Source organism: Amycolatopsis sp. CB00013, from assembly GCF_001905755.1.
Lineage (GTDB): Bacteria > Actinomycetota > Actinomycetes > Mycobacteriales > Pseudonocardiaceae > Amycolatopsis > Amycolatopsis japonica.
On the sequence record NZ_LIWC01000009.1, the window covers coordinates 83742 to 109827 of the forward strand.

The following is a 26086-nucleotide window of genomic DNA, read 5'->3' on the forward strand; positions in this document are numbered from 1 at the left end:
GGGAATATCGCCACAGTGTGCCCGGAACGGGCGAGCTTGTCCAGGACTTCGGCTTGACAGGTCGTAAGCGGGAATTTACCGTCCGAAAGGTAAACGATTTCTTCCCACCGCTTCGGAGAACCCGGCTGGTGTGGGGCCGGCTTGGGGGAACAAGGGGGTGGGGCGTTCCTGGGCGGCCGGTGCGAACCGGTCGCCCAGGTACGTCGTGCACCCGGGTCAGTCGCGACGTGAGCTCCGGCGCACGATCAGCTTCGCCTGCAGAGTGGTCGTCGTGGCCTTGCGCGTGCTGTCGCCGATGCGGGCGAGCAGCAGTTCGGCGGCGACCCGTCCCACCTCGTTCGCGGGCTGCGCGACCACCGTCAGCGGAGGATCGATCAGCGTCGTCCACGGCGCGTCGTCGAACGACACGATCCCGATGTCCTGTCCCGATCGCAGACCGCGTGAAGCCAGTGCCTCCAGGACGCCGATCGCCATCGTGCTGTTGCCGACCAGCAGCGCGTCCGGCGGCTCGGGCTCGTCGAGCAGGCTGAGCGCGGCGAGCCTGCCGCCCTCGGCGCGGAACTCGGCCCGCCGGGTGAGCGCGTTCCCCTCGCCGACGGCGTCGGTGTAGCCGGCCAGCCGGTCCTCGGCCGTGCGCACCCCGGGCGGGCCGCTGACGCAGGCGACCCGCTGGTAGCCGCCATCGAGCAGATGCCGGGTCGCGTCGCGGGCGGCGAGCCGGGTGTCGACCAGCACCTGGTCGCCGGTGTTCTTCAGCAGCGGCCGGTCGACGGCGACCACGGGCGTGCCGCGTTCGGTCAGCCGGTCGACGTTGGTGGCCCGGCCGGTGGGGGAGAGCACCACGCCGGCGACCCGCTCCTGGAGGGCGACGTCGATGTAGCGCCGCTCCTTCTCCTCGTTGTCGTCGGCGTTGCACAACACCACCGAGTAGCCCGCGGTCTGCGCGATGTCCTCCACGCCCCGGGCGATCGCGGTGAAGAAGGGGTTCTCCACGTCGGAGATGATGAGCGCGAGGACCGCGGTCTCCTGACGGCGCAGATTCCTCGCGAGACCGTTCGGGTGATAGCCCAATTCCGCGGCGGCGGCCTGCACCCGTGCCGCGAGTACCGGGTCCACAGTGGACTTCCCGTTGAGCGTCCTCGACACGGTCGCCGTCGAAACCCCGGCCTTCGCCGCCACGTCGTTGATGGTGGCCACCGTGACCTCCCCTTCTGCAGGTGTATTGACACCTTCGCACGGGAAGAATAGCTTGACCGACAATCGTTACCATCCGCTGATCGCGCTACTCGCGCGGAGAAGTTCGGAGGGGTCGTGGGGGAACCGGGCCTGGTGCTCGGCATCGACATCGGCACTTCGAGTTCCAAAGGTGTCCTCGTCGATTCCCGGGGCGCCGTGGTGGCGCGGGCATCCCGGCCGCACGAGACCTCCCGGCCCCGCCCCGGCTGGTTCGAACACGACGCCGAAACCGTGTGGTGGCAAGACTTCCTCGCGCTGGCGAGGGAGCTTTCGGCGAGCGCGGAGGATCATCCCATCATCGGGGTGTCGGTCAGCGGGATCGGGCCGGTGCTGTTACCCGCCGACGCTTCCGGGAAACCGTTGCGCCCCGCGATCCTTTACGGCGTCGACACCCGCGCATTCGACGAAATCCGTGAATTGAACCGGGAATTCGGCGAAGAATCCATTGTGGAACGCGGAGGGAGCGCGCTCGGCTCGCAGGCCGTCGGGCCGAAATGGCGCTGGCTGGCCAAGAACGAGCCGGACGTGTTCGAACGGGCGAAGCTCTTCTTGATGGCGAGTTCGTTCCTTGTCCTGCGCCTGACCGGTGAATACGTCCTCGACCATCATTCCGCGAGCCAATGCGATCCGATGTACGACCTGCGCGAGGCCCGCTGGGCGGCCGACCGGGTCGCCGCGATCGCCCCCGGCGTCGACCTGCCCAAGCTCGCGTGGCCGACCGAGGTGGTCGGCTCGGTCACCGCCGAGGCGGCCGCGGAAACCGGCCTCCCGCAAGGGATCCCGGTGACGGCGGGCACGGTGGACGCCTGGGCCGAGGCGACCAGCGTCGGGGTCACCGCGCCCGGGGACACGATGCTCATGTACGGCACCACGATGTTCCTGGTCCAGATGCTCGCCGATCCGCGCCCCGGCCAGGGGTTGTGGACGACGCGAGGCGCTTTTCCCGGTACCTATTCGCTCGCGGCGGGGATGGCGACGTCCGGCGCGATCACCGACTGGCTGCGGGAGCTCGTCGGCGGCGAGTTCGGCGACCTGGCCGCGGCGGCGGGCGAGGTTCCGGCGGGCAGCCGCGGATTGCTGATGCTGCCGTACTTCGCGGGAGAACGGACACCGGTGCCGGATCCGGACGCAAGGGGCATAATCGCCGGGCTCACCACTTCCCACGATCGTGCCGAGCTGTACCGCGCGGCGTTGGAGGGAACGGCGTACGGGGTGCGGCACAACGTGGAAGCCATGCGGGAGGCCGGTGGCGGCACGGGCCGCTTCGTCGCCGTCGGCGGCGGGACGCGAGGCGGTGTGTGGACGCGGATCGTCAGCGACGTCGCTCGGATCGACCAGGAGATCCCCGCGGAAACCATCGGTGCCGCGTTCGGGAACGCCGTTCTCGCGTCCGTCGCCCTGGGCCGGGAGCCGGATATCGAAGCCTGGAACCCCGTCGCCGAAATCGTCCGTCCGAGTGCGGACGCCGATGTCTACGACGAGTTCTACCCGCATTACCGCGCGCTGTACGAGTCCACAGTGGACATCGCTCACTTCCTGGCGCGGAAGAACTCGCTCGCCTTCAGTCCGGAGAACTCGCGGCAATCCCGGCTCAAGTGAGCTTGATCGGCGTAGCCCGCCGAGAACGCCAGCGAGGCGAGATCCGGCGCTGATCCCGCGAGGCCGATGGCGCGCTGGAACCGGCTGACCCGCAGGTAGGTCGCCGGACCGTAGCCCACCGCGAGGGTGAACCGCCGCCGCAGCTGCCGCTCCCCGGTGGCGAACGGTTCCAACGCGGCGGAAACCCTGGGCGGCCCGTCGTCCAGCCTGGCGATCAGCTCCGAGACCTCCCGGTCGGCCCGTCCGGCGCGGCGTCGCGCGACGACGTCGGTCAGCGAAGCGGCGCCGGAGAGCACCTGCTCGGCCAGCAGTTCGCCTTCCCTGCCCCACAAGTCGGCGAGGGGGACACGCTGATCACGCAGCTCGTCGGCACCGAGCCCCAGGACCTCGCCCGCCCTGCCCGGGACGAACCGCACGCCACGCGCCCGTTCGCCGGTCTCCCAGGTCCAGGGCGCCGTGTCCGGCCCGGCGACGAAGACCTCGCCGCCGCATTCCACGAGGTCCACACAGCAGTCGGGCACGATCCGCTTCGGCGCGCCGCCCGCTTCCTCCCACAGGCAGCGCACCACGTCGTCCAGGCCGGGCGCCGTCGTCTCCCGATACACGGTTGTCATGATGCCCCCGGGGCACGACAGAATCAGGCCGTGTCCGAAGCAGAGATCGATTCGCTGGCCTGGATCCATGTCCGCGACCGCCGCCTCCTGTCGGTGCGGACCGAGGGCAAGGCCAAGTTCTACCTGCCAGGAGGCAAGCGAGAGCCGGGAGAGGGCGACGTCGCCGGGCTGTGCCGGGAGATTCGGGAGGAGCTCGGCGTCGAGCTCGACCCGCAGAGTTTCCGCTTCTTCGCGGTGCTGAACGAGCAGGCGGACGGCTACGCGGACGGACGCCGCGTCCGTATGACCTGTTACACCGCCGAGCATCGCGGGGAGCCCGTGCCCGGACGTGAGATCGCGGAGTCCGCCTGGCTGTCCTCGGCCGACGCCCACCTCTGCCCGCCGGCGGGCAGGCGGATGCTCGGGCTGCTCGCCGACGCGGGTCTCGTCGATTGACGCGGTGTCACTCAAAGTGAGCTATTCGGCTCACTGTGTTTACGCCGATCGCCCCATGACCAGGCACTCTCCACTCACTGGGACACCCAAAAGGGTGAATATCGGGTTTCTTCCCGATAACGGCTAACGCGGAGTCACCTTCGAACGAGAAGTAGTCGACGCACTCGACGGAAGTGCGCTCGGACGAGAGAAGACCTCTCCATGGGTGTTCCCACCGCGACCCCTCCGGCATCGGCGCCGGAGCAGGGTGCCCCCGGCAGGCTGAAGCCGCTGGGGACCGTCGTGGTCGTGCTGGGAGTGGTGGCCGTCGCCGTCACTCTGACCGGTTACATGCTGCCGAAGGCCTCACGCCCGGTGCAGAGCCCGCCCGTGCCGCAGGTCGAGCAGGCCGCGGCCGCCGTGCGCACCGTGATCCACTCGGTCGTCTACGAACTTTCCGGCGCGAAGGGCGCCCAGAACGTCACCTATGTCGCGCAGGGTTCCGAGCTCCTGCAGAAGACCGACGTGCTGACGCCGTGGAGCACCACCTTCGAGCGCGAGAGCCAGGAGGGCCGCGACGAGTTCTACAGCCTCTCCGCGCAGGGCTCGGGAAGCGGCGCGCTGCGGTGCCGGATCCTCGTCGACGGCGAGGTCGTCAGCGACCGCACCGCCCCCGCCCCTGGTGCGCCGGTGACCTGCACGTCCTAAGGCAGGATCATCCGGGTGACGGATGGTGCGATCGAGTTCGGCCCGGTGCTCGCCGTGGTCTTGGCCGTGCTGGCGATCTTCGGCGCGGCGGTGGTGCAGTTCGGGCGGCTGGGACAGGGCAAGGCGGTGCTGTTCGCGGCCGCGCGCGCCGTCGTCCAGCTCGCCGCCGTGTCGCTGGTGATCGTCGGGATCCTGAAATCGGGCTGGCTGACCGGCGGTTTCGTGCTGCTGATGTTCACGATCGCGGCGGTCACCTCCGCACGCCGGATCGGCGTCGCGAAGGATCTCGCGTGGGTCGCGCTCGCCATCGCGTCCGGGGTGGTCCCGGTGCTGACGCTCGTGCTCGCGACCGGGGTGGTCCCGTGGCGGCCCATCGCCATCGTGCCGATCGCCGGGATCGTCATCGGCGGCGCGATGTCCGCGACCTCGCAGGCGGCGAGGCGGGCCCTGGACGAACTCGTGTCCCGGCACGGCGAGTACGAAGCCGCGCTGGCACTGGGTTTCCTTCCCCGTCCGGCCGCGCTGGAGATCTGCCGTCCCTCGGCGGGGCATGCGCTGATCCCCGCCCTCGACCAGACCCGGACCGTCGGCCTGGTGACCTTGCCCGGCGCCTACGTCGGGGTCCTCCTCGGTGGCGCCGGGCCGGTGCAGGCCGGGGTGACGCAGGTGCTCGTGCTGATCGGGCTGCTGGCCGCCGAGGCGGTCGCCGTCCTGGTCGTCGTGCACCTGGTCGCGGCGGGCCGGATCAGCCGAAAGGCGACTGAAGATGCGACGTGTCGTTGAACCGCCGCACCATCCAGTTCCCGCCCGACACCACCAGATGGGAGATCGAGCCGTTGTCCGCGCCGAGGAAGGCGAACCGGTTCTGCGCGCCGCTCGCCTGAGCGAAGACCTCGCCTATGACGCCGCCGTGGGTGAACACGGCGATCCTGCGGTCCGGGTTGGCCGCCGCGAGCCTGCCGATGGCCGCCTTGATCCGCCCGCCGAACGACTCCATCGTCTCCGCGCCGGGGATGACGTCCCAGCGCTGTTCGCGCCACAGCTCTTCGACGATCGGATGACCTTCGTGGGTGTAGCGCCGGAAGAGGCCGTTCTCCCAGTCTCCGAGGTGGATCTCCCGCAGGTCCGGCTCGACCTCCGGGGTGAGCCCGAGCTTCGCCGCCAGCGGTGCCGCGGTCTGCGGCGTCCGGCGCAGCGTCGTCACGTACAGCGCGGAAATCCGCTCGTCCGCCAGGCGGCGGCCCACCCGCTCGGCGTGGTCCCTGCCCTCCGGCGCGAGATCCGGATCGGCCTGCCCGTCGACGAGTTCGAACGGGTTGTCGCCCTTCGCCGGAGCGGATTCACCGTGGCGGACAAGGAAGATCTCGGTCGCGCCCGGGGGAGGTGAGAACCGGTGCTGGCGGTATTCGACTTCCTGCTCAGGGGTACTCATACCCCGGACCCTACCCAGGTCGTGTCCGGTCTTCAGCCGAGCTGTTTGTCCACGAAACACCAGCGCCAGGTCTCGCCGGGCTCGTGGCTGCGCATCACCGGGTGCAGGGTGTCGTGGAAATGCTCGGTCGCGTGTTTGCCCGGCGACGAATCGCAGCAGGCGACGTTCCCGCATTTGACGCATTCACGCAGATGCACCCAGGTCATCCCGTTCTCGACGCAGACGGCGCACACGTCAGGGGAGCTGGGCTCGACCGACGGCCAGTTCTTGGTCAGATGTTTGCAGGATCCCGCCGTCGCGGCGGGGGTACGCAGTTCCCGATCGGAGTCCGGCACGGTCTCCTCCTCCCTGTCCAGCATGGATTCCTCGATGTCGAGGCGTTCGAGGATCCGGCGCAGGACATCATCATCGGCCATTCCGGAGTCGCGCGCCTCCAGGAACTTCTCCCGTTCGACTTCGAGCAGCCTCAGCCGCAGGCGCCGGTACGCGTCGCTCGGCGTCTCGGTCAGCGCGCTCTGCCTGCCGAGTTCCTCCCACGCCGAGTCCGAGCGGTGCTGGAGCCGGCTGCGCAGCCGTTCGACGATGTCTTCCGGATCCTCGGGGGTCCGGATCTTCTCCAGCTCCTCGAGCGCGGCCCTGGTCATGTCGTGGAGCACGGCCGCCTCCTGCAGCGCGTCCTCGGCCGGGTCGGGCGGCGGCAGTTTCAGACGGCGGACCAGTACCGGCAGCGTCGTCCCGTGCAGCAGCAGTGTTCCCGCCACCACCACGAACGCGACCAGCACCAGCACGGCCCGCTGCGGGGTGTCCGCGGGCAGCACGAACGCCGCCGCGAGCGTGACGACGCCGCGCATCCCCGCCCAGGCGATCACGGCCGAGTACCGCCACGGCCAGGCGTGACGGCGGAACACCCGGCGCGCCAGGCCGATCCCCGCCATCCAGACGATCCGGGTGACGATCGTGGCGGCGAGCGTGGCGGCGCAGATCAGGACCAGTTCCAGCGCGGTCAGCCCGCTGTCGCCGACCTCGGTCATGATCCGGCGGACCTGCAGCCCGATCAGCAGGAAGACGATGTTCTCCAGCAGGAACTGGATGGTCTGCCAGTTCAGCCTGCTCGCCAGCCGCGAGCGGCCCGAAAGCATGCTCGGCGCCTTGTGCCCGAGGATCAGCCCCGCGACGACCACGGAGATCACACCGGAACCGTGGATCGCCTCGGCGGCCAGATAGGCGACGAACGGCACCACCAGCGAAAGCGCGGTGTCGGTGACCGGATCCTCGAGCCGGGTGCGGATCAGCGCCGCGAGCGCGCCGACGGCGAACCCGATCACCAGACCGCCGCCCGCGGCCAGCAGGAAATCGCCGCCGACCTGCAGCAGGCTCACCGAACCCGCGATGGCCGCGATGGCGGTCCGCAACGCGACCAGCGCGGCCGCGTCGTTGAACAGGCTTTCGCCCTCCAACAGCCGGGTCAGCTTGCGAGGCATCCCGACCTTGCGGGCGACGGCGGTGGCCGCGACCGCGTCCGGCGGCGCGACCACCGCGCCGATCGCGAGCCCGGCGGCCAGCGGCAGACCGGGGATCACCAGCCACGCCACGACCCCGACCGCGGCCGTGGTGAAGATGACGAGCCCCACCGACAACAGCAGGATCGGCCCGCGGTTGCGGCGGAAGTCGATGAGCGACGTGCGGATCGCGGTGGCGTACAGCAGCGGGGGCAACAACCCCAGCAGCACGACCTCCGGGTCCAGTTCGTACTCCGGGACGCCCGGCACGTACGAGGCGACGACCCCGACCGCGATCAGGCACAGCGGCGCCGACCAGTCGAGTTTCCGCGCCGCGGCGGTGACCAGGAGGACGGCCACCACCAGTGCCACGAGTTCTACCGCGATCTCCACGCCGCTCATCATCACCCGGGAGGCTCAGAGCGCGCGCACCGAGGCCCGGCTACCGCTCTTCGAAACGCACCAGATTGCCCGCCGGATCGCGGAAAGAGCAGTCGAAGGCGCCGTAGGACTGCCGGACCGGTTCCTGGACGACGTCGGCACCCGTCGCCTGGATCCGGTCGAAGGTGTCGATCAGGTCCGGCGTGGACAGCACGATGATCCCGTGGACGCCCTTGGCCATCAGTTCGGCGATCGTCGCGCGTTCCTCGCCGGTGAGCTCCTCGGCCGCGAGCGGCCGGAGCACGAGCGACGTCCCCGGCTGCCCCGGCGGGCCGACCGTGGCGTGGAGCGGGCCCTCGTCCCGCACTTCGAAGCCCAGGATGTCGCGATAGAAGGAAACCGAAGCCTCGAGATCGTCTGCTGGGAGGTAGGACGCCTGAATCGAGAGGGTCATACGACTCAAGGTAGGTCGGCGCGCGGCGGCGTCGCTTCTCGATTCCTGATCGGTCGCATGACCTGTTTGACGACGCAGCCGGGCATGCCCCGGCCGTCTTCCGCGGCCTGCTTGCGGTACGCGCTCGGCGAGATGCCGACCAGTTCGGAGAACCGCGTGCTGAACGTGCCCAGCGACGAGAAACCGACGTCGAAGCAGACCTCGGTGACCGACATGTCCCCGCGCCGCAACAGCATCATGGCCCGCTCGATCCGGCGGGTCATCAGGTAGCTGTAGGGCGATTCGCCGTACGCGGCCCGGAACTCGCGGCTCAGATGCCCGGCGGAGACGTGCACGCCGCGCGCCAGGGCTTCGACGTCCAAGGGCTGCGCGTAGTCGCGATCGATCCGGTCGCGGACGCGGCGCAGCATCGCGAGATCCCGCAGGCGCGGGTCGGGTTTGCCGGTCACCCGGAAAGCGTAACCCACGCCGGACGCCGAAAGGCCCCCTTCGCCGGGCGGCGAAGGGGGCCTTCTCAGGCGACTCCCGGACTAGAGGGTGATCTTGTCGACGTTGGGACCGCCGTTCGCCGTGGTGGCGACGGCCTTGATCTTGTTGACTCCCGCCGCCAAGGTCACCTTGACGGTTCTCGTCGTCCAGTTCGGCCAGGCCCCGGTGCCGCCGAAGCCGACGCCCGACGCGCTGATCGAGCCGTTGACGGAGAAGTCGAGCGGCCGGTTCGCCGTCGTGCCGTTGGCGTACCGGACGACGACGTCGTAGGTGCCCGCTGCGGGCACGTTCACCGTCCACTCGACCGAGCTGCCAGCCACGTTGTCGTAGTTGACGAACCCGGTGCCGGTGAACCCGGCGTGGTTGGACTCCACCGCGCCCTGGTCGATCGTGGCGTCCTCGGCCTGGTAATCGACCGGGTCGCTCGGGCCGGAGCCGTCGGCCGGGACGGTCTGCGTCCCGGTGTTCCAGCCCGAGACCCGCACCGAAGGCTTGGAGCCCTTGAGGTCGGCCGTGCGGTACTTCGCGGTCAGCGTGGTCGTTTCACCCGGCCAGAGGCTCACCGCGTTGTCGTTCCACTCCACCGGCAGCACCGGCTTGCCCGCGGCGTCCACGACCTTCGAGTCGACGTAGAACGCCGGGAGCTTGCCGCCCGAGGTGTTCTTCAGCGTCACGGTGGTCGTGGTGGTGCCGTCGGCGCCGGCCACCGACTTCGCCGTCGCGCTGACGGCGGACTGGCCGAGGTTCTTCAGCCCGGTCAGATCGGCGTAGCCCGACTGGGGTGTGTAGTACCAGTCGCTGCCGCCCCAGTTCAGCGTGTCGGCCTTGGTGGAGAGCCAGTACACGTTGCGGCTGACCTCCTTGCCGGACGAGTCGGTGAGCACGAGCTTCGCGAGGTAGGTGCTCGACAGCCCGCTCACCGCCGGGACGGTGACCGCGGTGGCCTTGGCGCCCAGCGCGCCGACCGACAGCCCGGTCTTGGTGTTGCTGTACTTCTCGGTGCCGTCGAGGTTGTACAGCTTCGTGGTCGCCGTCAGCCCGCTCACCGCGTTCGACGTCTGGTTGATCACCACGACCGACCGATTGTCGTGCGAGTACTGGATGTGCAGCGGCTCGTTGGCCTTCTTCGCCCCGTAGTAGGCGCCGTTCTGGTCCATGTAGGCGTCGAACAGCTGCCAGTGCAGCGAGGTCCACGGGCTGTTGAGCATCCAGTAGATCAACCCGGTCGACGGGTTGGTCGAGTCGGTGTAGTTGCGCGAGTGCGACTCGAATTCGGCGCGGACGTTCTCGTACTGCGCGAGCTGCGCCTTCCGCACGAAGTCGTTCAGGTCCGCGGGCGCGCCATAGCGCTTGGTGAGCGCGTTGCCGAACAGCTTCAGGTTCCCGAAGGTCTCCGAGGACGAGCGGTGGTACTGCGCGGCCGACGGATCCTTCCACATCGTTTCCAGCTCAGCGGCCGACATCATCCGCTTCAACGTGTCCATCGTCGGGATGTCGACGCCCGCGCTGGTCTCGGAGTTGAAGCTCCACGCGCCGCCACGCTCCTTTTGCGACTTGTCGTACCAGTAGACCGGCGGGACGTAGTCGTACGGACCGTTCATCTTCATCCCCGAAGCACCCGTGATCGGGGACGGCCGCTTCGACGCGGACGGGATGACCGGCGGCAGGAAGTCGGCGGCCTTCATCGCGTCGAGGTAGCCCTGCTCGATCCGCTTGTCCGGCGCGAAGTCGGAGCCGATGTGGAACGAGATGACGCTCGGGTGGTCACGCAGGCGCTCGGCCTCGGAGAACATCGACGCCTTGGCGATCGGGTAGTCCGACTCGACCCACGGCTCGCCCTTCTCTTCGCCGTTGACCTGGCCTTCCCACTTGTCGCAGCATTCCCAGCCGGGCATGGTCAGCACGCCGAGGTCGTCGGCGAGGTCGAAGAACTCGTCCGGCTCGATGTGGCCTTCCAGCCGGACGGTGTTGAGCCCGAGGTTCAGCACGTACTTGAGCTTGTCGGCCGCCGCGGTCTCGTTCCAGCGCAGGAACAGGTCCGGCGTGTAGCCGCCACCGCGGATCAGCAGCGGTTTGCCGTTGACGCTGTACTGCCGCGCACCGCTGGAGTTCAGCGGCGCCTTGACGTCGCGGACACCGAACTTCGACTTCGAGGCGTCCGACGCCGTGCCGCCGACACTCGCGGTGAGGTCGAGTTCGTACCGGTGCTGTCCGCCCATTCCGGCGGGCCACCACAGGTTGGGCTTGTCGAGACCGACGATGGGGAAGGTGACGGTCTTGCGCTCCTTCGCGGCCAGCGAGACGGTCTGGCTGACCGGCTTGCCCGCGACCGTGCCGGCGACGGTGGTCTGCACCGCGCCCGCCGAGTCGTTGCGGACGTCGGCCTTCACCGTGAGGTCGGCGTGGTCGAGCGACGAGTTCAGCTTCTGGACGACGTGGGCGCTGCGCAGCGCGACCGGGCCGCCGCGCCGGACGAGGACGTCGCGCACGATGCCCATGTTCTGGTCCGGCGGGGTCTGCGCCCAGTCGATCCAGCCCATCGAGAGGTCGTTGTTGGGGTCGTTGGGGTAGACCTTGAACGCGACGCTGTTGACGCCCTGGCGCACGTGCTCGGTGATATCCAGGTCGTGGCGGGTGTAGGCGCCGTTGACCTGGTCCTTCGTCGCGATCCGGGTGCCGTTGACCCAGACGTCGGCCTTGGAGAGCACGCCGCTGAAGTCGAGGTACGTGCGCTTCGAGGTGTCCTCGACGTTCAGGTCCGTGCGGTACCACCACGGCACCGAGAACTGCGCGGTCGGGACGTTCTTCATGTTCGTCGAATAGAACGGGTCGGCGTACTTGCCGTTCTGCAGCAGTCCGGCGTAGACCGTCGAACGCGACGACACCGGGTACCAGCCGGCGGTGGGGAAGCCCGGCTTCGACACCGCCGAATCATCGCTGACCTGCGCCGAAGACTGGATCACGAAACCGGGGATCGGGGTGGCGTTGCCCGCGGCCGGCGGGACGGCCACCTCCGCGCCGGTGGCGACGGGAGCGGTGGTCACCCCGCAGACCGCGGCGGCCAGCGCGGTGACGGTCATGGCCAGTAACGGGATCCGGGTTCTCTTCTGCCGAAAACTCACGAGCGCGCCTCCTCGGGCACACGGCGGCGGACCTGGGCGGAAATCGTTAAGAAAGTTCCCTAACAATGTTGGGGGAGATAGTAGCCGTCACTTCGCGCGGGGAACAGACCCTTGCACCGGGTTCGTCAGCGGTGGAAGCTCCGGCGGAGAGCGGCCGCGCGCAGGCAGAGCAGGAGCGGCAGGGACGCGTCGTCACGCAGCCTCGGCGGCAGCGAGGGCGCGTCGGCCAGGTCGGCGCCGCCGGAAAGATCCTCGCCGAGCGCGGCGAGGTCGACGTCGAGCATGGTCGTGCCCGCGCTGTACAGCTTCTCGGCGCCGCGCGTACGACGTGTCAGCAGGCTGGCGCTGTCCACGGACAGTTCGGTGATCCCCAGGAACTCCGGTTTCGCGCCGCGTTCCATCCAGCGCGCGAACCCGGTCAGCCTGGTGGAGGAGATCTCGCCGGGCAGGAGGCCGGTCTCCTCGCGAAGTTCCCGCTCCATCCCGGCGATCACCGCGGTGTGCAGCATCCGGCGGCGTCCACCGTCGGGGGTGTCGAGATCCTGGGGTTCCAGCGAGCCGCTGCCCGACGGCGCGAGCAGCAGCGCGCTCGCGGAGTTCCGGCCGGACTGGCGCACCACGACCAGCTTGCCGTCGGAGGTGAACGCGATGGTCGAGACACCGACCAGATCGGCCAGTTCGCTGCTCGCCAGCGTGCGGAGGCTGCCCGACGAGTCGGCCAGTTCCTCGCGGCGGAGGTCGTACTCCTCGCCGGTGTCGGTCTTGGTGATCCGCAGGGTCGACAGTTCGTTGGAGCACACGGCGTCGAAGAACCGCGCTCGATGCAGCCGGATCGGGGCGGGCGTTGCCCCCGCGGCGGGAAGCGGTTCGCCGCGCATGCCGACGATGGCGCCGTTGAACAGCAGGCGACCCTTCGCGCGCAAGGGAAGGACGTGCGGCGCCGTCGCCTTGAGCTTGGGCGGCAGGCGGTACGGCTCCTCGGCGACGGCGATCCGGAAGTTCCCCGCTGTCAGAGCTTCGTCGATCACGTCGCTGACCAGCGCCGTTCCCCGCGCCGGTACGGAGAGGTAGGTCGCTCCCGGATAGGCGGGCGGGGGCGGAAGCTCGGCGGTGGGGAAGGGAGCGGCGATCGCGCTGAACTCGTACCCGGCCCAGCGTGCCCGAAGCAGCCGGAGATCCCGCACGAACGTGGTGGTGCCCAAAGCCAAGGCCAGCACCGAAAGCGCGATACCGAAGGCGCTGGGCAGGATCGTCGCCACCCCGAGGACGACGCCGACCCCGGACGCCGCGACGGGCCACTCGCGTGCGGCCGAGTAGGCGAAGTGGTCGGCCTTCGCCCTCGCCCGGCGGGTCAGTTTTCCCATCGCCACCTTGTTTATCACGGGAAGGTTGGGCGAAGTGGGGCTTTAGCGGACAGGCGCCACGTAGAGCCATTGCCCGTCGACGCGGACGAAGTGGCTGTTCTCGTGCATGCTGTCCGCCCGGCGATCCTGGCGGTAGTGGGCCCGGAACTCCACGGTGCCTTCGTTCTCCAGCAGTCCGCCGCCGGTCTTGCCGAGGATCTCCAGGAACGTCCAGCGCTGCCCCGGGTCGAGTTCGAGATCGGCGGGCCGCGTCTTCGGATGCCAGGTCTTCGTGAGGTACGCGGTGTCGCCGACGGCGAACGCGCTGAACCGCGACCGCATCAGGAGTTCGGCGGTCGGCGCGGTCGCGTCGCCCCGGTGGAAGCGGCCGCAGCAAACGCCGTAGGGCTCGCCAAGACCGCAGGGGCAACGGGAATCGTCGGTGATCACAGGCACGCCGCCGATTGTGTCATCGTGCCGTCGCGATGCTTTCGAGGTCCCGGGCCTGCTTGAGCCACCCGGTGAACAGGTCGGCGTCGATGTCGCCGACCGAGCGCAACTTGACGTGCGCCATCTCCCGCGCGCTCGGCTCCAGCCTGCCGGACTCGTCGTCGACGAGCTGCCCCTTCCAGAGCGCGAAAGTGACGTACGACGAGTACGCCTTCATCAGGCAGACGAGGTTCTTGCCGACGGCTTCGCCGGCGCTCCAGGTGGGGGAGGCGTGGTACATCGCCTCGATGGAGCCCGGCAGGGCGGCGTTGACGATCGGGCGCAGCGCGACGGCGACTTCACGCAGGTTCTCGGGCAGAGCGGCGATGTAGTCGTCGACGTTCGCGAACTTGGCCATGACTGGATCCCTTCGGTCGGTGTGCTGCGCTCAGCAAACCTTCCGAAGGGGCAAGTTGTCAAGACAAAAAAATTAGTCGGTGGGTTTGAACGTCTGACCTCGCGTTTCCAGGGCTTCGCGGATGATGCGGAGCGCTTTGGGGCCGACGCCGTGCAGGCTCGCGAGCTCGGCTTCGGTGGCGCGGGTGAAGTGCTCCAGCCGGGTGTAGCCGGCGCCGGTGAAGGCGCGCGTCGCCGGTTTGCCGATGCCGGACGGCAGGTCGGTTTGTTCGTCCATGGGTCCTCTTCGGTCAGTGGCCGGTTCTGTGCGCCTCCATTGTGGATCGCCGGTGGCGGGTCAGGGTGCGGGGAACTCGACGGCGACTTCGACCGCAGTCTCGAGCGTCGTTTCGCTCGGCCGCCCGGTCGCGGGGGCCGCTTCGGCGATCACGACGAGCTTCTTGGCCAGTCGGGAGTCGTAGTTCTCGCCGGTGAATCGGCTACCGGGCGGAGCTTCGCCGAAGAGGAGGACGTTGCCGGTGCCGTCCTTGTCGATGAGCCGCTTCAGGTCGCTCGCCTCGCCCGCCTTCGGCATCTTCACCCACGCGACGGAGACGTCGATGGTGTTGCCGGCGCCGTCGTCGACGGTGACCAGCATGCGGTCGAGATCGACGCAAGGGTGGCGCAGGAGGAAACGCTGGACCTCGCCGAAGGAATGCGGTCCGCATTTGAGTTCCCGTTTGGCTTGCTTTTTGAGCCCGCGCCAGCCCAGGCGTTGCCATGCTTCGGAATGGCGACCCTTTTGTGCGGACTTCTTGCTGGAGCTTTTGCCTTTGAGGGCTTGGCTCGCGGCGGAATCGAGGGAGGTGGCGGCGCCTCCGCCGATGCCGTTGGTGGCGGCCACGACCACTCCCGTCGTGACCAGCGCGCCCGCACCGTACTTGTATTTGATCCAGCGGCCGTCCGGGCCGCGCGGTTGATTCACCATGATATGTTCCGTTCCCTCCCAAGTCCGGAATGGACGATCTTGCTCCGGGCTTTGCGGAAGAGCTGAGAAGTAGTGCGTCAATACGCCCGAATGGCGCAGTCGGGGCGTCGGGTTTTCGCCGGTACCGAACAGTTCCAGGCGTGATGACGGCGATGTGGGGCGGCCGGTGAGCGGCTGGGCCTAGTGGCCGACTGCGGGCATGCCGAGGGGCCCGTCGCCTGGGTGGCTGGCGGGCTCCTCGGGTTCAGACGTGGTGCAGGGTGTTGCGCCGGGGTTGTCGGAGCGGGTCTCGGTATTGGGGTGGGATGAACTCCGGTAACCCATCGGCCGCCATGCGTACTTCCCAGTCACCGTGGTGAATCAGCCGATGATGGAAACCGCACAACAGGACCAGATTCCGGAGATCGGTCGGCCCGCCGTCTGCCCAGTGCTCAATGTGATGGGCGTGGCAATTCTTCGGCTTCCGATGACAGCCCGGGAAGGCACAGCCACCGTCGCGGATGTTGAGCGCTCGGCGTTGGCCTGGAGTGACGAACCGTCTCAGCCGCCCCATATCCAGCGGCTCGCCCGACGCGCCCATGACCACCGGCACCATCAGGCAATCGCAGGCGGCGAGCCGGGCTTCCCGCGCCGTCATCGTCCCCACAAAGTCCAAGCAAGCGGTGCCGAGACCCGATTTGAGTTCGTCGAGTCCGATGGTGACGTGGACGAGAGTGCGGTAGCCGCTGGTGCCGGGCTGATCGGGGCAGGCGATCGCCAAGTCGAGCAGTTCGGCCCAAGCGTCTCCCATGCGTTCGCACTTCATCCGCAGATCCGCCTGCCCGAACTCGTCGACCGGGCGTGGCTGGGCGTGTGCCTCCAGCGCTGCGGCGGTCCGGGCCCCGGTCTCGTCGTCGAGCAGGCCGGTCAGCTTCCAGAAGCCGTCCTTACGGCGTTCCAGGGTGATCTCGCGGCGAGGTTCCTTCGGCTCGGGGTCTTTGGGTTCGTTGCCGTCGGGGTTGAGCAAGCCCTGCAGGTTCGCTTCAGCCTTGGCGAGCTGCCGCGGACCGACGCTCGGGGCAAGATTGGCGAGGATCTGCTCCGCACCGGCCCGATCCTCAGCCGAAATCTCGGCGGGGAGGTTCTTCAAGATCTCCAGGATCTGATCGATCCGCTCATCCCCAACCAACCCCTGAGCGGCAACAGCAGCAGTGGCGGGCGCGACCGGCGGAACCTCCGTGCCATCCAACGCACGCGTCGGGTTCAACGCGATCGCCCGCTTCACGATCGGCCCCGCCTCACCCCGCGACAACCCCGCGATCTCCGCAAGCCAGCTCGCCGTACTCCCATGCCCATACAAGTCCTTGGCGCCCCGAGACTCGATCTCCGCCAGAAACCGCCCCAGACAAGCGGTCGCGATCCGGATCACCTGCAAAGCGTGCTGCACGCCATGGGCAAGCTCCAGCTTGCCGGCGCGCCACAGTTCCTGCGGCAACTCGGGAAGGAAGGTCTCGGACACCCCTCCATAATACCGCAACTTTGTCGAACACGTGTTCGTAATTTTAAGCAACCAGCGAAATCGCGCCGACAACACTGAAGAGTGAAAAGGCCGCCAATGCCGAATCACCCTGCGAAGCCAACCCACGCATTTAGTCGACTAAATGCAGACATCGAGCGCGAACAGCAGTCGCCTAGCATCCACACCATGACGACAGGCACCACGACCACAGTGGAACTGACCCGCTTCGAGGCCCCGCCGCCCGCGCGGACGAACTCCTCCAGGCCCGCCCCGCGATGATCGCCGACTTCCGGGCCGACAGGGAGAAGGGTGCGAACCTGCCGGGGATCAAGGCCTTCTTCGCGCCGATCGCCGAGCTGGTCTCCGCCGAGGAGGGTGTCACGAGCGACCACATGCCGGGACGGGAAATATCGCCGCCGCCAGTCCGTTGACCAGGGGGAACAAGCAAGGTCACGGAAGGAATCGGCGATGAGCACAGACACGTTCACCCGGGACTGGCAGGACTGGAAGACCCAGCGCGAGCGCGATCTCGCCGATCCGCTCGGCTGGCTCGCCCTGGTCTCGCTCGACTGGTTGGAGGACAAGCCGCGCGCGTACGAGGGGCGGCCCGGGTTGTGGTGGCAGGACGCCGACGCGGCGTACCTCGACCCGCAGGGCGCGGACCTCTCGCACGACGGCGAACGCGTCACCGGCGTCCGTCGTTTCGAGCTGGTCAACAGCGGCGCGACCACTCGGGTCGTCGCCGGTGACATCGAGATCGAGGTCGCGCGTCGTGGCGGGTATCTGATCCGGACGCACGACCCGAAGGCGCCGGTGCTCAACGCTTTCCGCGGTGTCCCGGCGTACGAGCCCGACGCGGCCTGGGTGCTCTCCGGAACCTTCGAGCCCTTCGAGGAACCGCGGCCGACGACGGTCGGAGCGGTCGTCGAAGGGCTCAGTCACGTCTACGTCTCCCCGGGCATCGTGCGTTTCGAGCACGACGGCGCGGAGCACACGCTCACCGCGTTCAACGGCAAGAAGGACGGCCTGCTCATCCTGTTCACCGACGCCACGAGCGGTGTCACCACCTACGCGGCGAACCGGTCGCTCGCGGTACCCGAGCCCGCCGAGGACGGGTCGGTCGTCCTCGACTTCACCCGCGCGACGAATCTGCCGTGCGCGTTCACCGATTTCGCCACCTGCCCGTTGCCGCCGGCGGGCAACGATCTGCCGTTCGCGGTGGAAGCGGGGGAGAAGCTGCCCTACGAACGCTCACACTGAACCGTCGCGAGCGCTGTCATCGCCTCCTGTTCGCGCTGAGCCAGCTCGGACAGGACGGCGGACGCGTCGTTCAGCGGTCGGACGTCGCCGGTTTCCCCTGCCTGTGTGAACAAGCGCGCGACTTCGGTCCACAGTGGAACGATCTCGCGGTACTTCTCATACGCGCTGAGGAGACCGGCGTCGTCGACGAGGGTCGTGCACTCTTCGAGGAAGTCGCGGTAGATCCGCCGGAAGAGTGCGCCGCCGGTGCCCGCCCGTTCCATCAGGATCGCGGCCTGTGGCAGATCGCGGGCCGGATCGTCGCTGCGGTCCAGCCATTTCCGCACCTGGACGGCGGCCTTGCCGATGCCGCGATACCCGAGGTTCGCGATGGGCGGGTTGAGGAATTCCGCCGCGTTCGCCCGCACCGCGGCCCGGATGGCCTCCGGAAGCGGCCTGACAGGCGCATCCGCGGCGATGGTGAACGAACGGTTCTTCGCGGTCATCGGGCCCTTCTCCGCGCGAGCGCGTTCCAGGCTCTCCAAGGATGTCGACACCGATCCACCCTGTTGCGCCGTGTCGACGACGAAGGCTCGCTCGTCGTCATAGCCGTACAAGGCGACGAAGTGCCCTCCAAAGTGGACCTTCGAGGTGAAGTACTCCAAGTGGTACGAGTCGAGCTGCAGGCCGACAGGCACCCCGCAGTCGATCTGCTCGGCCACGTTCCGCCAAGCCGTGCGCATCGACGACGTTTCCTTGACCCGCAAGGCCAACCCGAGCCGGTCGGTCAGCTTCCGCGTGATCTCGACGGGTTTGGCACGCCCGCCGAGGAAAGGGAACGGCAGATTCTTTCCGTCCCAGTAGATGAAGCCCAGGCCTTCGCCGAGTCCGAACAGCATCGGCTCGGAAAGCTCGACCCCGGCATGCCGCAGGAGGACGTCGAGTGTGCTGGTCTCGCAGTGCTCCCCGCCCGTGGTCTTGATTCCGTCGAGGATCACGAGGCCACCGGCCAGGCGATCTCGGTGCGGTACGCCTCGGGCGCGACCGACGGTCCGGGTGCCACCAGGTACAACTCCTCGGCGGGCCCCGCGGGGACGCGGTCGCGTTCGGCGAGCCAGCGGCCGAGTGATCGGTACGCGGTCTCGACGTCTTCGTAGCCACCCTCGTGAATCGTCGCCACGAGCAGGCCACCGGGAAGCTCGGCGGCACCGATGTCGCGGTCGTCCCGCACCGGCCCGTCCACGGGTACGAACAGTTCGATCGTCAACTCGTCGGGATCCGCGGCGAGGTAACGGGTTCCGGGCGGCCCGGCCGGCCTGACCCCCTGAGCGTCGAGCGCCGCGAACAGCCGTGTGTACGCGGGGCCGATCAGCTCCGCCAGGCCGTTCAGCGGAGTCCGGATCGACAGACGGGCGATCTGCTGCGGTGCGCGCACGCGTTCGTAGACGTGTAGCCACCGCGTCGGTCCGGCGAGCACGGAGTCGAGTTCGTCGCTGATCCCCGCGAGTTCTGCGGCCCGCGCCGCCACCCGGTCGTGATGCCGTTTGATGGCGGCCCGCACCTCGTGCGGGTCGCCCGCGTCCAGGATCTCGGCGATCTCCGCCAGCGGCACCTCCAGCTCCCGAAGCCGCCGGATCAGACCCGCGCGGGCGAACTGGTCGAGCGAATACCGGCGGTATCCGGTGGCGGGATCGATGACGGCGGGCACCAGCAGCCCGATCCGGTCGTAGTTCCGCAGCGCGCGGACCGACAGCCTGGTGGCGTGCGCGAATACGCCGATCGGCATCAAGGTCGTCATGGGACCAGCCTGAACCCTCTCCCGGGGAGAGGGTCAAGCCGGTACCTCACCCCAGTGACAGCCGATCGAGATCCGGGGCGGACGCGTGGTCGTTGCCCAGCTCGATAGTGTTCGCCCCCGCCTTCAGATCGACCGGCAAAGACGTCGTGAGCTGGGTGTTGTTTCCGGCGCCGTCGACCTTGACCTCGATCGGCGTGCCGCCGTTGACCGTGACGAAGTACGAGCGCGGCCCGTTGACGGTGAAGTCGAGGTAGAGGGTGTAGCGCCTGGTCTCGGGCACGGTGACGCCGTCGAAGCGCACGGACGAGCCCGGGTCGCCGCCGATGTTGCGCACCTTCTGGCCACCCGAGCACACGCCGCAGTTCGTGACGCCCGCGTCGCCGACGTCGTTCGCCGAGTCTTCGGCCTCGCGCATGAAGACCCGGTCCACCGGCCGTGGGCTCACCCGGACCGGTTTGCTCACCGATTTCGCCCGTCCGGGCAGGTCGAACGACGCGGTGACCGGGATGTCGGCCGCGGTGACGCCTTCGGGGGAGACGAGCGTCCAGGAGGCTTGCAGTTCGTCGCCGACGCGCATGGACTCCGCCGTCGCCGGAGCGCCCCGCAAGGTCCAGCCCGCCGGGACGACCGGTGCCAGGGAGACCTTCCCGATCGCGTCGTCGGCGTCGAGCCGCAGCTTCGCGGTCACCCGCAAGGACTGCTGCCCTGGCGAGAGCCATTGGATGCCGCCGGGTTCGACGGTCAGCGTCGTCTTCGGCGTGTAGGACGACGGTGGCAGGGGAGCGATCGCGATCCGGTCGAGGCCAGGCCCCGACCGTGCGTTGCTGAACACCTTGACCGTGTTGGCGCCGGCGTTCAGCGCGACGGGGATCGCCGTCGACGCCACGACTCCCGGCGTTCCGGCGCCGATCGCGGTCTCGACGGGGGCACCGCCGTTGACGCTCACCGCCACGGACGTCGCGGGCCCGCCCGTGGTGTCGATCTGAAGCCGGTGACTTCCGGCTTCGGCGACCATCACGTCCGGATAGGTGACGGAGTTGCGCGGGCCGCCGCCGAGGCCGGTGACCTGGAACGATCCGGAGCAGGACGAGCAGTGGCCCAGGTGGGCACGGCCGTCGTGGTCGTTGCGGAAGGCCTCGGCCTCCAGCGGAACCTGCGCGCCCGATCCCGAACTCGGGTAGCCGTACGCCACCTTGATCTCGTCGATGGCCAACTGCCGGTAGAAGGGTTTCGCCTGCGGTCCCGACCAGGTGTTCAGCACCTCGAGTTTGATGAACCGGGTCTGCCGTTCGCCGAAGTCGATGAACTGCACGCCGCGGGCGCTCGGCATCGCGCCGGTGCGGACCGGCTCACCCCAGTTCCGTCCGTCGTCGCTGACGTAGAGGCGATAGTCCTGGATCCGGGCCGAGTCCTCCGGCCTGCCGAACGATTCGCGCGCGTGGGTCGGCGACATCTCGCGCTGATTCACCGCGAGGTAGGCCGCGGCCCGCCGCCTGCCGAGGTCCAAGGTCACCGAGACCGGCTGCTTGCCGTCGGCGTCCCAGTAGTTCTCGAAGTTCCCGTCGACGAGGTTCGACGCCGGATGCCCGGTACGCGCGGACGACGCGGTCGCCTTGATCGTGCGGGAGTCGTGGAAGTACCGCTGCCCGGTCGTCTCCACCTTGAACACCGTGTCGTAGGTGTCCCAGTCCTTGATGTCCACAATGGTCAGATGACCGCCGGATTGGCTGAACCGCAGCTGCTTCCCCGTGCGCACGTCGGACACCCTGGTCACTTTGTAGCCGTTGTCGCGCAAGCGGAGCAGGTCGGTACGAGGGCGAGTGACGACGTGGAGGTACTGCGTTCCGGCACCGGGCTCGACGGTGATGACGCCGTGCGCGCCGTCGTTCCAGAACCCGGGTTGCATCCCTCCGTACATGTAGCCGCCGCCCTCTTTGCCCTGCAGGGAGGACTTGATCGGCGGCACCCAGCTCGCCATGAAGTTGTTGTACGCCTCCTGCTGTGGCGGGAACTTCCCGTTCACCATCGGGGTTTCGGCCATCAGCGACTTCATCGACGAACCCGCGTTGGTGATGTAGCGCCCGGTGGACAGCCGGAAGTCGACGGCCTGATCGGTGCCGTCGTACCACCAGCCACCGTTGGTCGGCAGTTTGTAGTCGGCTTCGGTGAGCCTGGGCATCGGGGTGAACGCGGCCTGCGGATAGTCGTACGGCGGCGTGATGCCCGTCTTCTGTTCGTTGCTGACCGTGTCCATGATCGGGGTGTCCTCGTTGTTGTTGCTCAGCAACCAGGACGGGCGCTTCTCGCGGATCTGTTCGTAGAGCTTGTTCTTTTCCCAGTACTCGTTGTCGTTGTCGATCCAGAACCCGGCGAGGTCCGCGTAGCGGTCCATGACCTCGTGGAAGAGGTCGTAGCTGTACTCGCCGAAGCCCGGGCGGGTGGTGAGGTCGACCTGCTTGCCCTTGTAGGCGGAGTACGCGGCGGAATCCAGTGACTCGACACCGGTCTCCTTGTGCCACTGCGGATCGTCGGTCATGTAGAGGATCGTCCGGACGCCCTTCGCGTTGCCTGCCTTGACGAGTTCGCCGAGGAGGTCGCGACGGGTGGAGCAACTGCCCGGGATCGCCGACGGCCATGGCCGCGCGTAGCCCAGCCTGCTGTGGAAGGTGGCCAGCACGATGTAGGAGGCGCCGAGCTTGCGGGCTTCGTCCACCCAGTAGTCGGCGCTCCAGCCGCCGTCGGTGACCGCGCGTTCCCAAGCGGCGCAGTCGGTCTGGCGTGGCGCGGTGAACATGCCCCAGTGGAGGAAGAGTCCGGCGGTGGCCTCGCGCAGCCACTTCTGGCGGGGATGATGCACTTCCGCGCTCACCGCGGTCGTGGTGAGCAGGCTCGCCAGCAGGGCGAGGACCAAAGCGAGCCAGGCAGTGCGGTGAACTCTCATGACCATCCGCTCTCATCCAGGGCATGGTTACCGAGAGATCCGATGATTGCGCCAGAAAACGCGGTGGTCAAGCCCCGATGAGCGGGACACCTGTTAAGTCATCCGAGGTATTTCGCGAACGGGGCCCTCTCGTCTGCAGTACGAGAGGGCCCTGTCGGGACTCAGATGTTGAAGCCCGGATGGGTCGCGAAGGCGTTGTCGATCACGAGGTTCCCGCGCTGGCGGGCCCGTTCACGCAACGCCGACGTCGTGCGGGCGCCCTGGGCGTAGAACCACCACAGGTAGAGCGCGCCGTACATCCAGGCGCCCTCGTAACCCCAGGTGGAGTCGGCGCCGCTCTTGCCGGCGCCGAACACCGACCCCGCCGGGAAGTTCGCGTTGTGCGGCTTCCCGCCCTGATGGCGCGATTCGTGGATCAGCGTCTCGGCGCGGCCGGGAACGTCCTTGGAGTACCAGAAACCCAGGTACAACTCGATCCGGTCGTCGACGAACGCCCCTTTGAACGAGCGTGCGATGGCGCTGCCGTCGCCGCAAAGCGAGCGGAGGTCGTCGCAGTTGTCGCGGACGTAGCGGCGTGCCCAGTTCAGCATCGCGCCGGAATAGGCGTCGTTCTGGTAGTCCTGTGCCGAATAGGTCAGGAGGTAGCACGCGTTGAACGTCCGGGCCAGCGGCTTGTCGGTGTTGCACGCGTCTTCCCAGCCGAAGCCGTCGTCCCAGTAGTCCTTGTTGCCCGCGAAACCGTAGGTGTTCCAGAAATAGTCGATGTAGGTCTGATTGCAGATCGAGGCGCCGTAGAAATTGTCCCCGGTCACGTTCTTGTCCGGCACGGTGTAGCTGCAAGTGGCCATCGGAGATCACCTGTCTGTAGAAGGAATTCGTTCTGGTTCAGGAGCGCGGAGGCTCGGGCGGTGGCACGTCGTCGGTCCGCGAGTCCTTCACGTACCGGCCGCCGACGGCCTGCGGGACACCGCGGACGTCGACCCGCCGGATGTTCAGCAGGCGCTCGTCTTCGGTGCCGCCGAGCTCCTCGCGCACCCGCGCGGTGAGTTCGGTGTCCCCGGTCTCGGCGATGGCCTGGACCGCCGCGCGCCGCACCGTGAACACCTCGTGCCGGACCTGCCGCAGCAGCAGCTCCTTCGCCGCGCTGTCCCCGGCGGATGCCAAGCGCGCCAACGCTTCCACGGCGGTGGTGCGGATGATCACCTCTTCGCCGACCGTGCTGATCCCGTGTGCGGGGTCGTCGGAACGCTCCGGCGGGATCGGCTGGCGCAGCACGTTTTCGAGCGCCGGGACGGCGGCGGCGTGCCGGAGATCGGTGAGCAACTGGACCAGGCCCCAACGCTCGAGGTACTGCTCCTCGGACAGCGCGTCGTACTGCGCGCCGAGCGCCGGGACGACGTCGTCCGCACGCTCGCGAAGCCGGTCGAGGCTTCGCTGGTAATTGCGCTCGGCGTCCTCGCCGGACGCGGCCATGGTTTCGGCGGCCTGGGTGACCAGTTCGCCGATTTCGCTGTTCGCGAAGCTTCCCAGGCCCGAACTGCCAGGGCCCGCTTCGAGGTTGTCGCCACCCGGGCCCAAGGACGGGGTGTCGGGATTGCGTGGGGTCGGCATGAGGTTCTCCTTCGCAGCGGCGGTGATGCTGACGGAAGGAAGGAACGCGATCCCCGGCGGCAGATACCTGGTTTTCCGAAAATCGCCCGTTGGGGCAGATCGGGATTTTCACCGCGGGAATCCGAAAAGGATTTTGCTCACCAATAATGCGGCGGCAGGCGAAAAGCCTTCACGGATTCCCGCTCGTGATCAATGCCGGACGTCGATGACGACGCGGTTCGGGGAGGTCAGCGTGAACACGGTGACCGCGGTCCTCGACCGGACGCCGAGGCCGATGGACAAGACGCCTTCGTAGTCGCCGGTGACCGCGACCGCCATGACGTTGCGCAGATTCCGGGTCCGGAACTTCTGCGGACCGGGATAGGTGGGATTCCCGGCGTCGTCGTGCGCGGCGGCAGGGCTCGCGGTGACCGCGATGAAGAATTCCCCGGTCAGCCAGACGATCTCGCCCGAGCCGTCGGCGATCAACTCGTCGACGAGGTCGTACCGGACGGCGGGTGCCGGGCCTGCGGTCAGGTCGAGCACGACCCGGTCGAACCCGGTGTTCTGGCCGGTGCGGATCCCCGTCATCGTGGGGATCGCCGGTGCCGCGACGGAAGCGGGCGCGGCCGCGGCGATGGCGCCGGTCAGCATGAGGGAGGTGGCGGCGAGCGCTCCGAGCGCGCGCCGGAGGTTGATGGCCATGGTGATGACCTCCTGCCGGAGAGCTAATTCCGGAAAGACGCCCGGATCGCCGGGACGGTTGGCATTCTTGGCCTTATCGTTACTGATCGCCGTATAGTCGTCGAGCGATCTCGAAGTCGGCGGGGAAATGGTTTTTCACGCGCTCCGCGAGTAGAATGAGATAACGGAGATCGCTTTTCGCGGAGGCGATGAGATGCGTGAATCTCCGGTCGTCCTCCCGGTAGCCGTCCTCCTGGGAACCGAACACGCACTGCACGTCGGTGGTGCGTCCGCCCCAGCACAGTGCGCCGAGAAGGTACTGCTCGACAACGAGGTTGTAATCCTCGAGCGGCGCGAGCCGTTGCCAGGCCGCCTGATTCTCGGCCGACTCCACCATGCGGACGGCGAGGTCGGCGTAGTGACGGAGGAGAGGAACCGCCGTGCCGCCGACGATTCCGGTGCACAGCGCGGCTTCCCCGGTGTAGTCGCGGAATTCCTCCGGCAGGAAGCCGCCGGTGCTCCGGATCGCCGCGGCGACGGCCGTCGGCCGGTAGTAGCCGGCATCGGAAGCCGGTGCGTGCTCGGGATTCTGCGCGACGATCTCCCCGTCGAGCCCGTCCGCGGGGAAACCCGGCCAGAGGAACACGTCGTTGTCGAGGTGCAGGAACGGTTCGCGCTGCTCCCGATACGCATGCAACTTCCCGAGCGCCCACCATGCCGGGTCCTGCCCGGCGAGTCCGTTCAACGACAGCGAAACTTCGTCGAAGGGCAGCCGCAACCGGGCGACGAGCAGTTCGTATCCCCAGTCGTCGGTCACCAACGCGGTCGTGGGGAAGAGGCGGGCCGCGAGGCGGAACGACAGGATCCACGACAGCGCGTGGAAGAAGTCGCTGGGCCAATGTCGCCCGTGCCGCCGCCGGTATGGAGTACTCCAAAACGACCAGACCGCCCGGCGGATCGGGTGCGCGGCCCTGTCACCCGGATGGACCACGCGGACCATTGGGGGACGCCAACCCGGCTCGATGACCTCGCCATATGCGGCGTGCCGGGGAGTCCCGGGCGCGAGCAGGCGGCCGCCGATGGCGACCGCTGCGCCGGGGTCGTATCCGTAGTACGGCATCGCGGAGTGGTTCGGGCCGGGGTGGTCGAACGTTACGACGGCCATTGGGTGAACCGCCCGGTTGTGGTGTACTAGTACACCTTGGGGCGCGACGACCGGCGGAACCCTTCGC

At 68.2% G+C, this 26086-nt stretch carries 26 protein-coding genes; 6 read left to right on the forward strand and 20 right to left on the reverse strand.

The features are described 5' to 3' along the window. Positions 1–216: 216 nt before the first annotated feature. A complete protein-coding gene (locus AMK34_RS41705) occupies positions 217–1197 on the reverse strand; it encodes a LacI family DNA-binding transcriptional regulator (RefSeq protein WP_073849233.1) in 981 nt (326 codons plus the stop codon). A gap of 114 nt (positions 1198–1311) precedes the next feature. On the opposite strand from AMK34_RS41705, the gene AMK34_RS41710 reads away from it, so the two are divergent. Beyond that, positions 1312–2835: an FGGY-family carbohydrate kinase gene (locus AMK34_RS41710; RefSeq protein ID WP_073849234.1), complete on the forward strand. Its 1524-nt coding sequence runs from the start codon at positions 1312–1314 to the stop codon at positions 2833–2835. On the opposite strand, the gene AMK34_RS41715 is transcribed toward AMK34_RS41710, so the two are convergent. Continuing rightward, positions 2766–3449 carry a helix-turn-helix domain-containing protein gene (locus AMK34_RS41715; protein WP_073849235.1) on the reverse strand — a complete coding sequence of 228 codons (684 nt, stop codon included), beginning with the start codon at positions 3447–3449 and terminating at the stop codon, positions 2766–2768. The genes AMK34_RS41710 and AMK34_RS41715 overlap by 70 nt on opposite strands. A 30-nt stretch (positions 3450–3479) precedes the next feature. On the opposite strand from AMK34_RS41715, the gene AMK34_RS41720 reads away from it, so the two are divergent. From AMK34_RS41720 to AMK34_RS41730, 3 genes are all read left to right on the forward strand, one after another. Beyond that, positions 3480–3884, forward strand: a complete 405-nt coding sequence (locus tag AMK34_RS41720) for an NUDIX hydrolase (protein ID WP_073849236.1) — start codon at positions 3480–3482, stop codon at positions 3882–3884. A gap of 201 nt (positions 3885–4085) precedes the next feature. Continuing rightward, the gene (locus AMK34_RS41725) at positions 4086–4571 is read left to right on the forward strand and encodes an MmpS family transport accessory protein (protein WP_073849237.1); all 486 of its coding nucleotides are present in this window, start codon (positions 4086–4088) and stop codon (positions 4569–4571) included. Positions 4572–4586: 15 nt separating this feature from the next. Next, positions 4587–5354 carry an ABC transporter permease gene (locus tag AMK34_RS41730; RefSeq protein WP_073849238.1) on the forward strand — a complete coding sequence of 256 codons (768 nt, stop codon included), beginning with the start codon at positions 4587–4589 and terminating at the stop codon, positions 5352–5354. On the opposite strand, the gene AMK34_RS41735 is transcribed toward AMK34_RS41730, so the two are convergent. From AMK34_RS41735 to AMK34_RS41785, 11 genes are all read right to left on the reverse strand, one after another. Then, entirely contained in the window at positions 5317–6003 is a 687-nt protein-coding gene (locus AMK34_RS41735) for a histidine phosphatase family protein (protein ID WP_073849239.1), read from the reverse strand. The two genes, AMK34_RS41730 and AMK34_RS41735, sit on opposite strands and share 38 nt — an antisense overlap. Positions 6004–6035: 32 nt before the next feature. Then, positions 6036–7904 (reverse strand): Na+/H+ antiporter, encoded by a 1869-nt coding sequence (locus AMK34_RS41740; RefSeq protein WP_083650158.1) that lies wholly within the window; start codon positions 7902–7904, stop codon positions 6036–6038. Positions 7905–7944: 40 nt separating this feature from the next. Beyond that, entirely contained in the window at positions 7945–8337 is a 393-nt protein-coding gene (locus tag AMK34_RS41745) for a VOC family protein (protein ID WP_073849240.1), read from the reverse strand. A gap of 5 nt (positions 8338–8342) precedes the next feature. Next, positions 8343–8747: a helix-turn-helix transcriptional regulator gene (locus tag AMK34_RS41750; protein ID WP_198941864.1), complete on the reverse strand. Its 405-nt coding sequence runs from the start codon at positions 8745–8747 to the stop codon at positions 8343–8345. 120 nt (positions 8748–8867) lie between these two features. Beyond that, entirely contained in the window at positions 8868–11948 is a 3081-nt protein-coding gene (locus AMK34_RS41755) for a glycosyl hydrolase 2 galactose-binding domain-containing protein (protein ID WP_198941860.1), read from the reverse strand. A 125-nt stretch (positions 11949–12073) separates the two neighbouring features. Further along, complete coding sequence (locus AMK34_RS41760; RefSeq protein ID WP_073849242.1) at positions 12074–13312, reverse strand: hypothetical protein; 1239 nt, start codon at positions 13310–13312, stop codon at positions 12074–12076. 42 nt (positions 13313–13354) lie between these two features. Then, positions 13355–13741 (reverse strand): YchJ family protein, encoded by a 387-nt coding sequence (locus AMK34_RS41765; protein WP_073849243.1) that lies wholly within the window; start codon positions 13739–13741, stop codon positions 13355–13357. Between the two features lie 19 nt (positions 13742–13760). After that, entirely contained in the window at positions 13761–14138 is a 378-nt protein-coding gene (locus tag AMK34_RS41770; RefSeq protein WP_038511378.1) for a DUF1801 domain-containing protein, read from the reverse strand. Between the two features lie 72 nt (positions 14139–14210). Further along, complete coding sequence (locus AMK34_RS41775) at positions 14211–14414, reverse strand: DNA-binding protein (protein ID WP_038511380.1); 204 nt, start codon at positions 14412–14414, stop codon at positions 14211–14213. 60 nt (positions 14415–14474) lie between these two features. Beyond that, the gene (locus AMK34_RS41780; RefSeq protein WP_241832974.1) at positions 14475–15020 is read right to left on the reverse strand and encodes a hypothetical protein; all 546 of its coding nucleotides are present in this window, start codon (positions 15018–15020) and stop codon (positions 14475–14477) included. Positions 15021–15348: 328 nt separating this feature from the next. Beyond that, on the reverse strand, positions 15349–16602 hold the full coding sequence (locus tag AMK34_RS41785) for an HNH endonuclease signature motif containing protein (RefSeq protein ID WP_073849245.1): 1254 nt from the start codon (positions 16600–16602) through the stop codon (positions 15349–15351). Between the two features lie 275 nt (positions 16603–16877). Between AMK34_RS41785 and AMK34_RS41790 the strand changes: the two genes are divergently transcribed. Together AMK34_RS41790 and AMK34_RS41795 are read left to right on the forward strand one after the other, a co-directional pair. Beyond that, entirely contained in the window at positions 16878–17033 is a 156-nt protein-coding gene (locus AMK34_RS41790) for a hypothetical protein (RefSeq protein ID WP_241832975.1), read from the forward strand. Between the two features lie 37 nt (positions 17034–17070). Then, positions 17071–17862, forward strand: a complete 792-nt coding sequence (locus tag AMK34_RS41795; RefSeq protein WP_073849246.1) for a DUF1684 domain-containing protein — start codon at positions 17071–17073, stop codon at positions 17860–17862. Here the strand turns inward: AMK34_RS41795 and AMK34_RS41800 are convergent. The 7 genes from AMK34_RS41800 to AMK34_RS41830 form a co-directional block, all read right to left on the reverse strand. Next, positions 17844–18839: a BtrH N-terminal domain-containing protein gene (locus tag AMK34_RS41800; RefSeq protein ID WP_073849247.1), complete on the reverse strand. Its 996-nt coding sequence runs from the start codon at positions 18837–18839 to the stop codon at positions 17844–17846. The two genes, AMK34_RS41795 and AMK34_RS41800, sit on opposite strands and share 19 nt — an antisense overlap. After that, positions 18836–19639: a MerR family transcriptional regulator gene (locus AMK34_RS41805; RefSeq protein WP_073849248.1), complete on the reverse strand. Its 804-nt coding sequence runs from the start codon at positions 19637–19639 to the stop codon at positions 18836–18838. The genes AMK34_RS41800 and AMK34_RS41805 overlap by 4 nt, the downstream gene beginning before the upstream one ends. A gap of 46 nt (positions 19640–19685) precedes the next feature. Beyond that, positions 19686–22586, reverse strand: coding sequence for an alpha-L-fucosidase (locus tag AMK34_RS41810; RefSeq protein ID WP_073849249.1), 2901 nt, complete (start codon positions 22584–22586; stop codon positions 19686–19688). A gap of 155 nt (positions 22587–22741) precedes the next feature. Beyond that, positions 22742–23428, reverse strand: a complete 687-nt coding sequence (locus AMK34_RS41815) for a hypothetical protein (RefSeq protein WP_007028085.1) — start codon at positions 23426–23428, stop codon at positions 22742–22744. 37 nt (positions 23429–23465) lie between these two features. Further along, positions 23466–24191, reverse strand: a complete 726-nt coding sequence (locus AMK34_RS41820; protein ID WP_073849250.1) for a HEAT repeat domain-containing protein — start codon at positions 24189–24191, stop codon at positions 23466–23468. 189 nt (positions 24192–24380) lie between these two features. After that, positions 24381–24875, reverse strand: a complete 495-nt coding sequence (locus AMK34_RS41825; protein WP_073849251.1) for an AMIN-like domain-containing (lipo)protein — start codon at positions 24873–24875, stop codon at positions 24381–24383. Positions 24876–24954: 79 nt separating this feature from the next. Beyond that, the gene (locus tag AMK34_RS41830; RefSeq protein WP_241832976.1) at positions 24955–26019 is read right to left on the reverse strand and encodes a DUF6734 family protein; all 1065 of its coding nucleotides are present in this window, start codon (positions 26017–26019) and stop codon (positions 24955–24957) included. Positions 26020–26086: the final 67 nt, after the last annotated feature.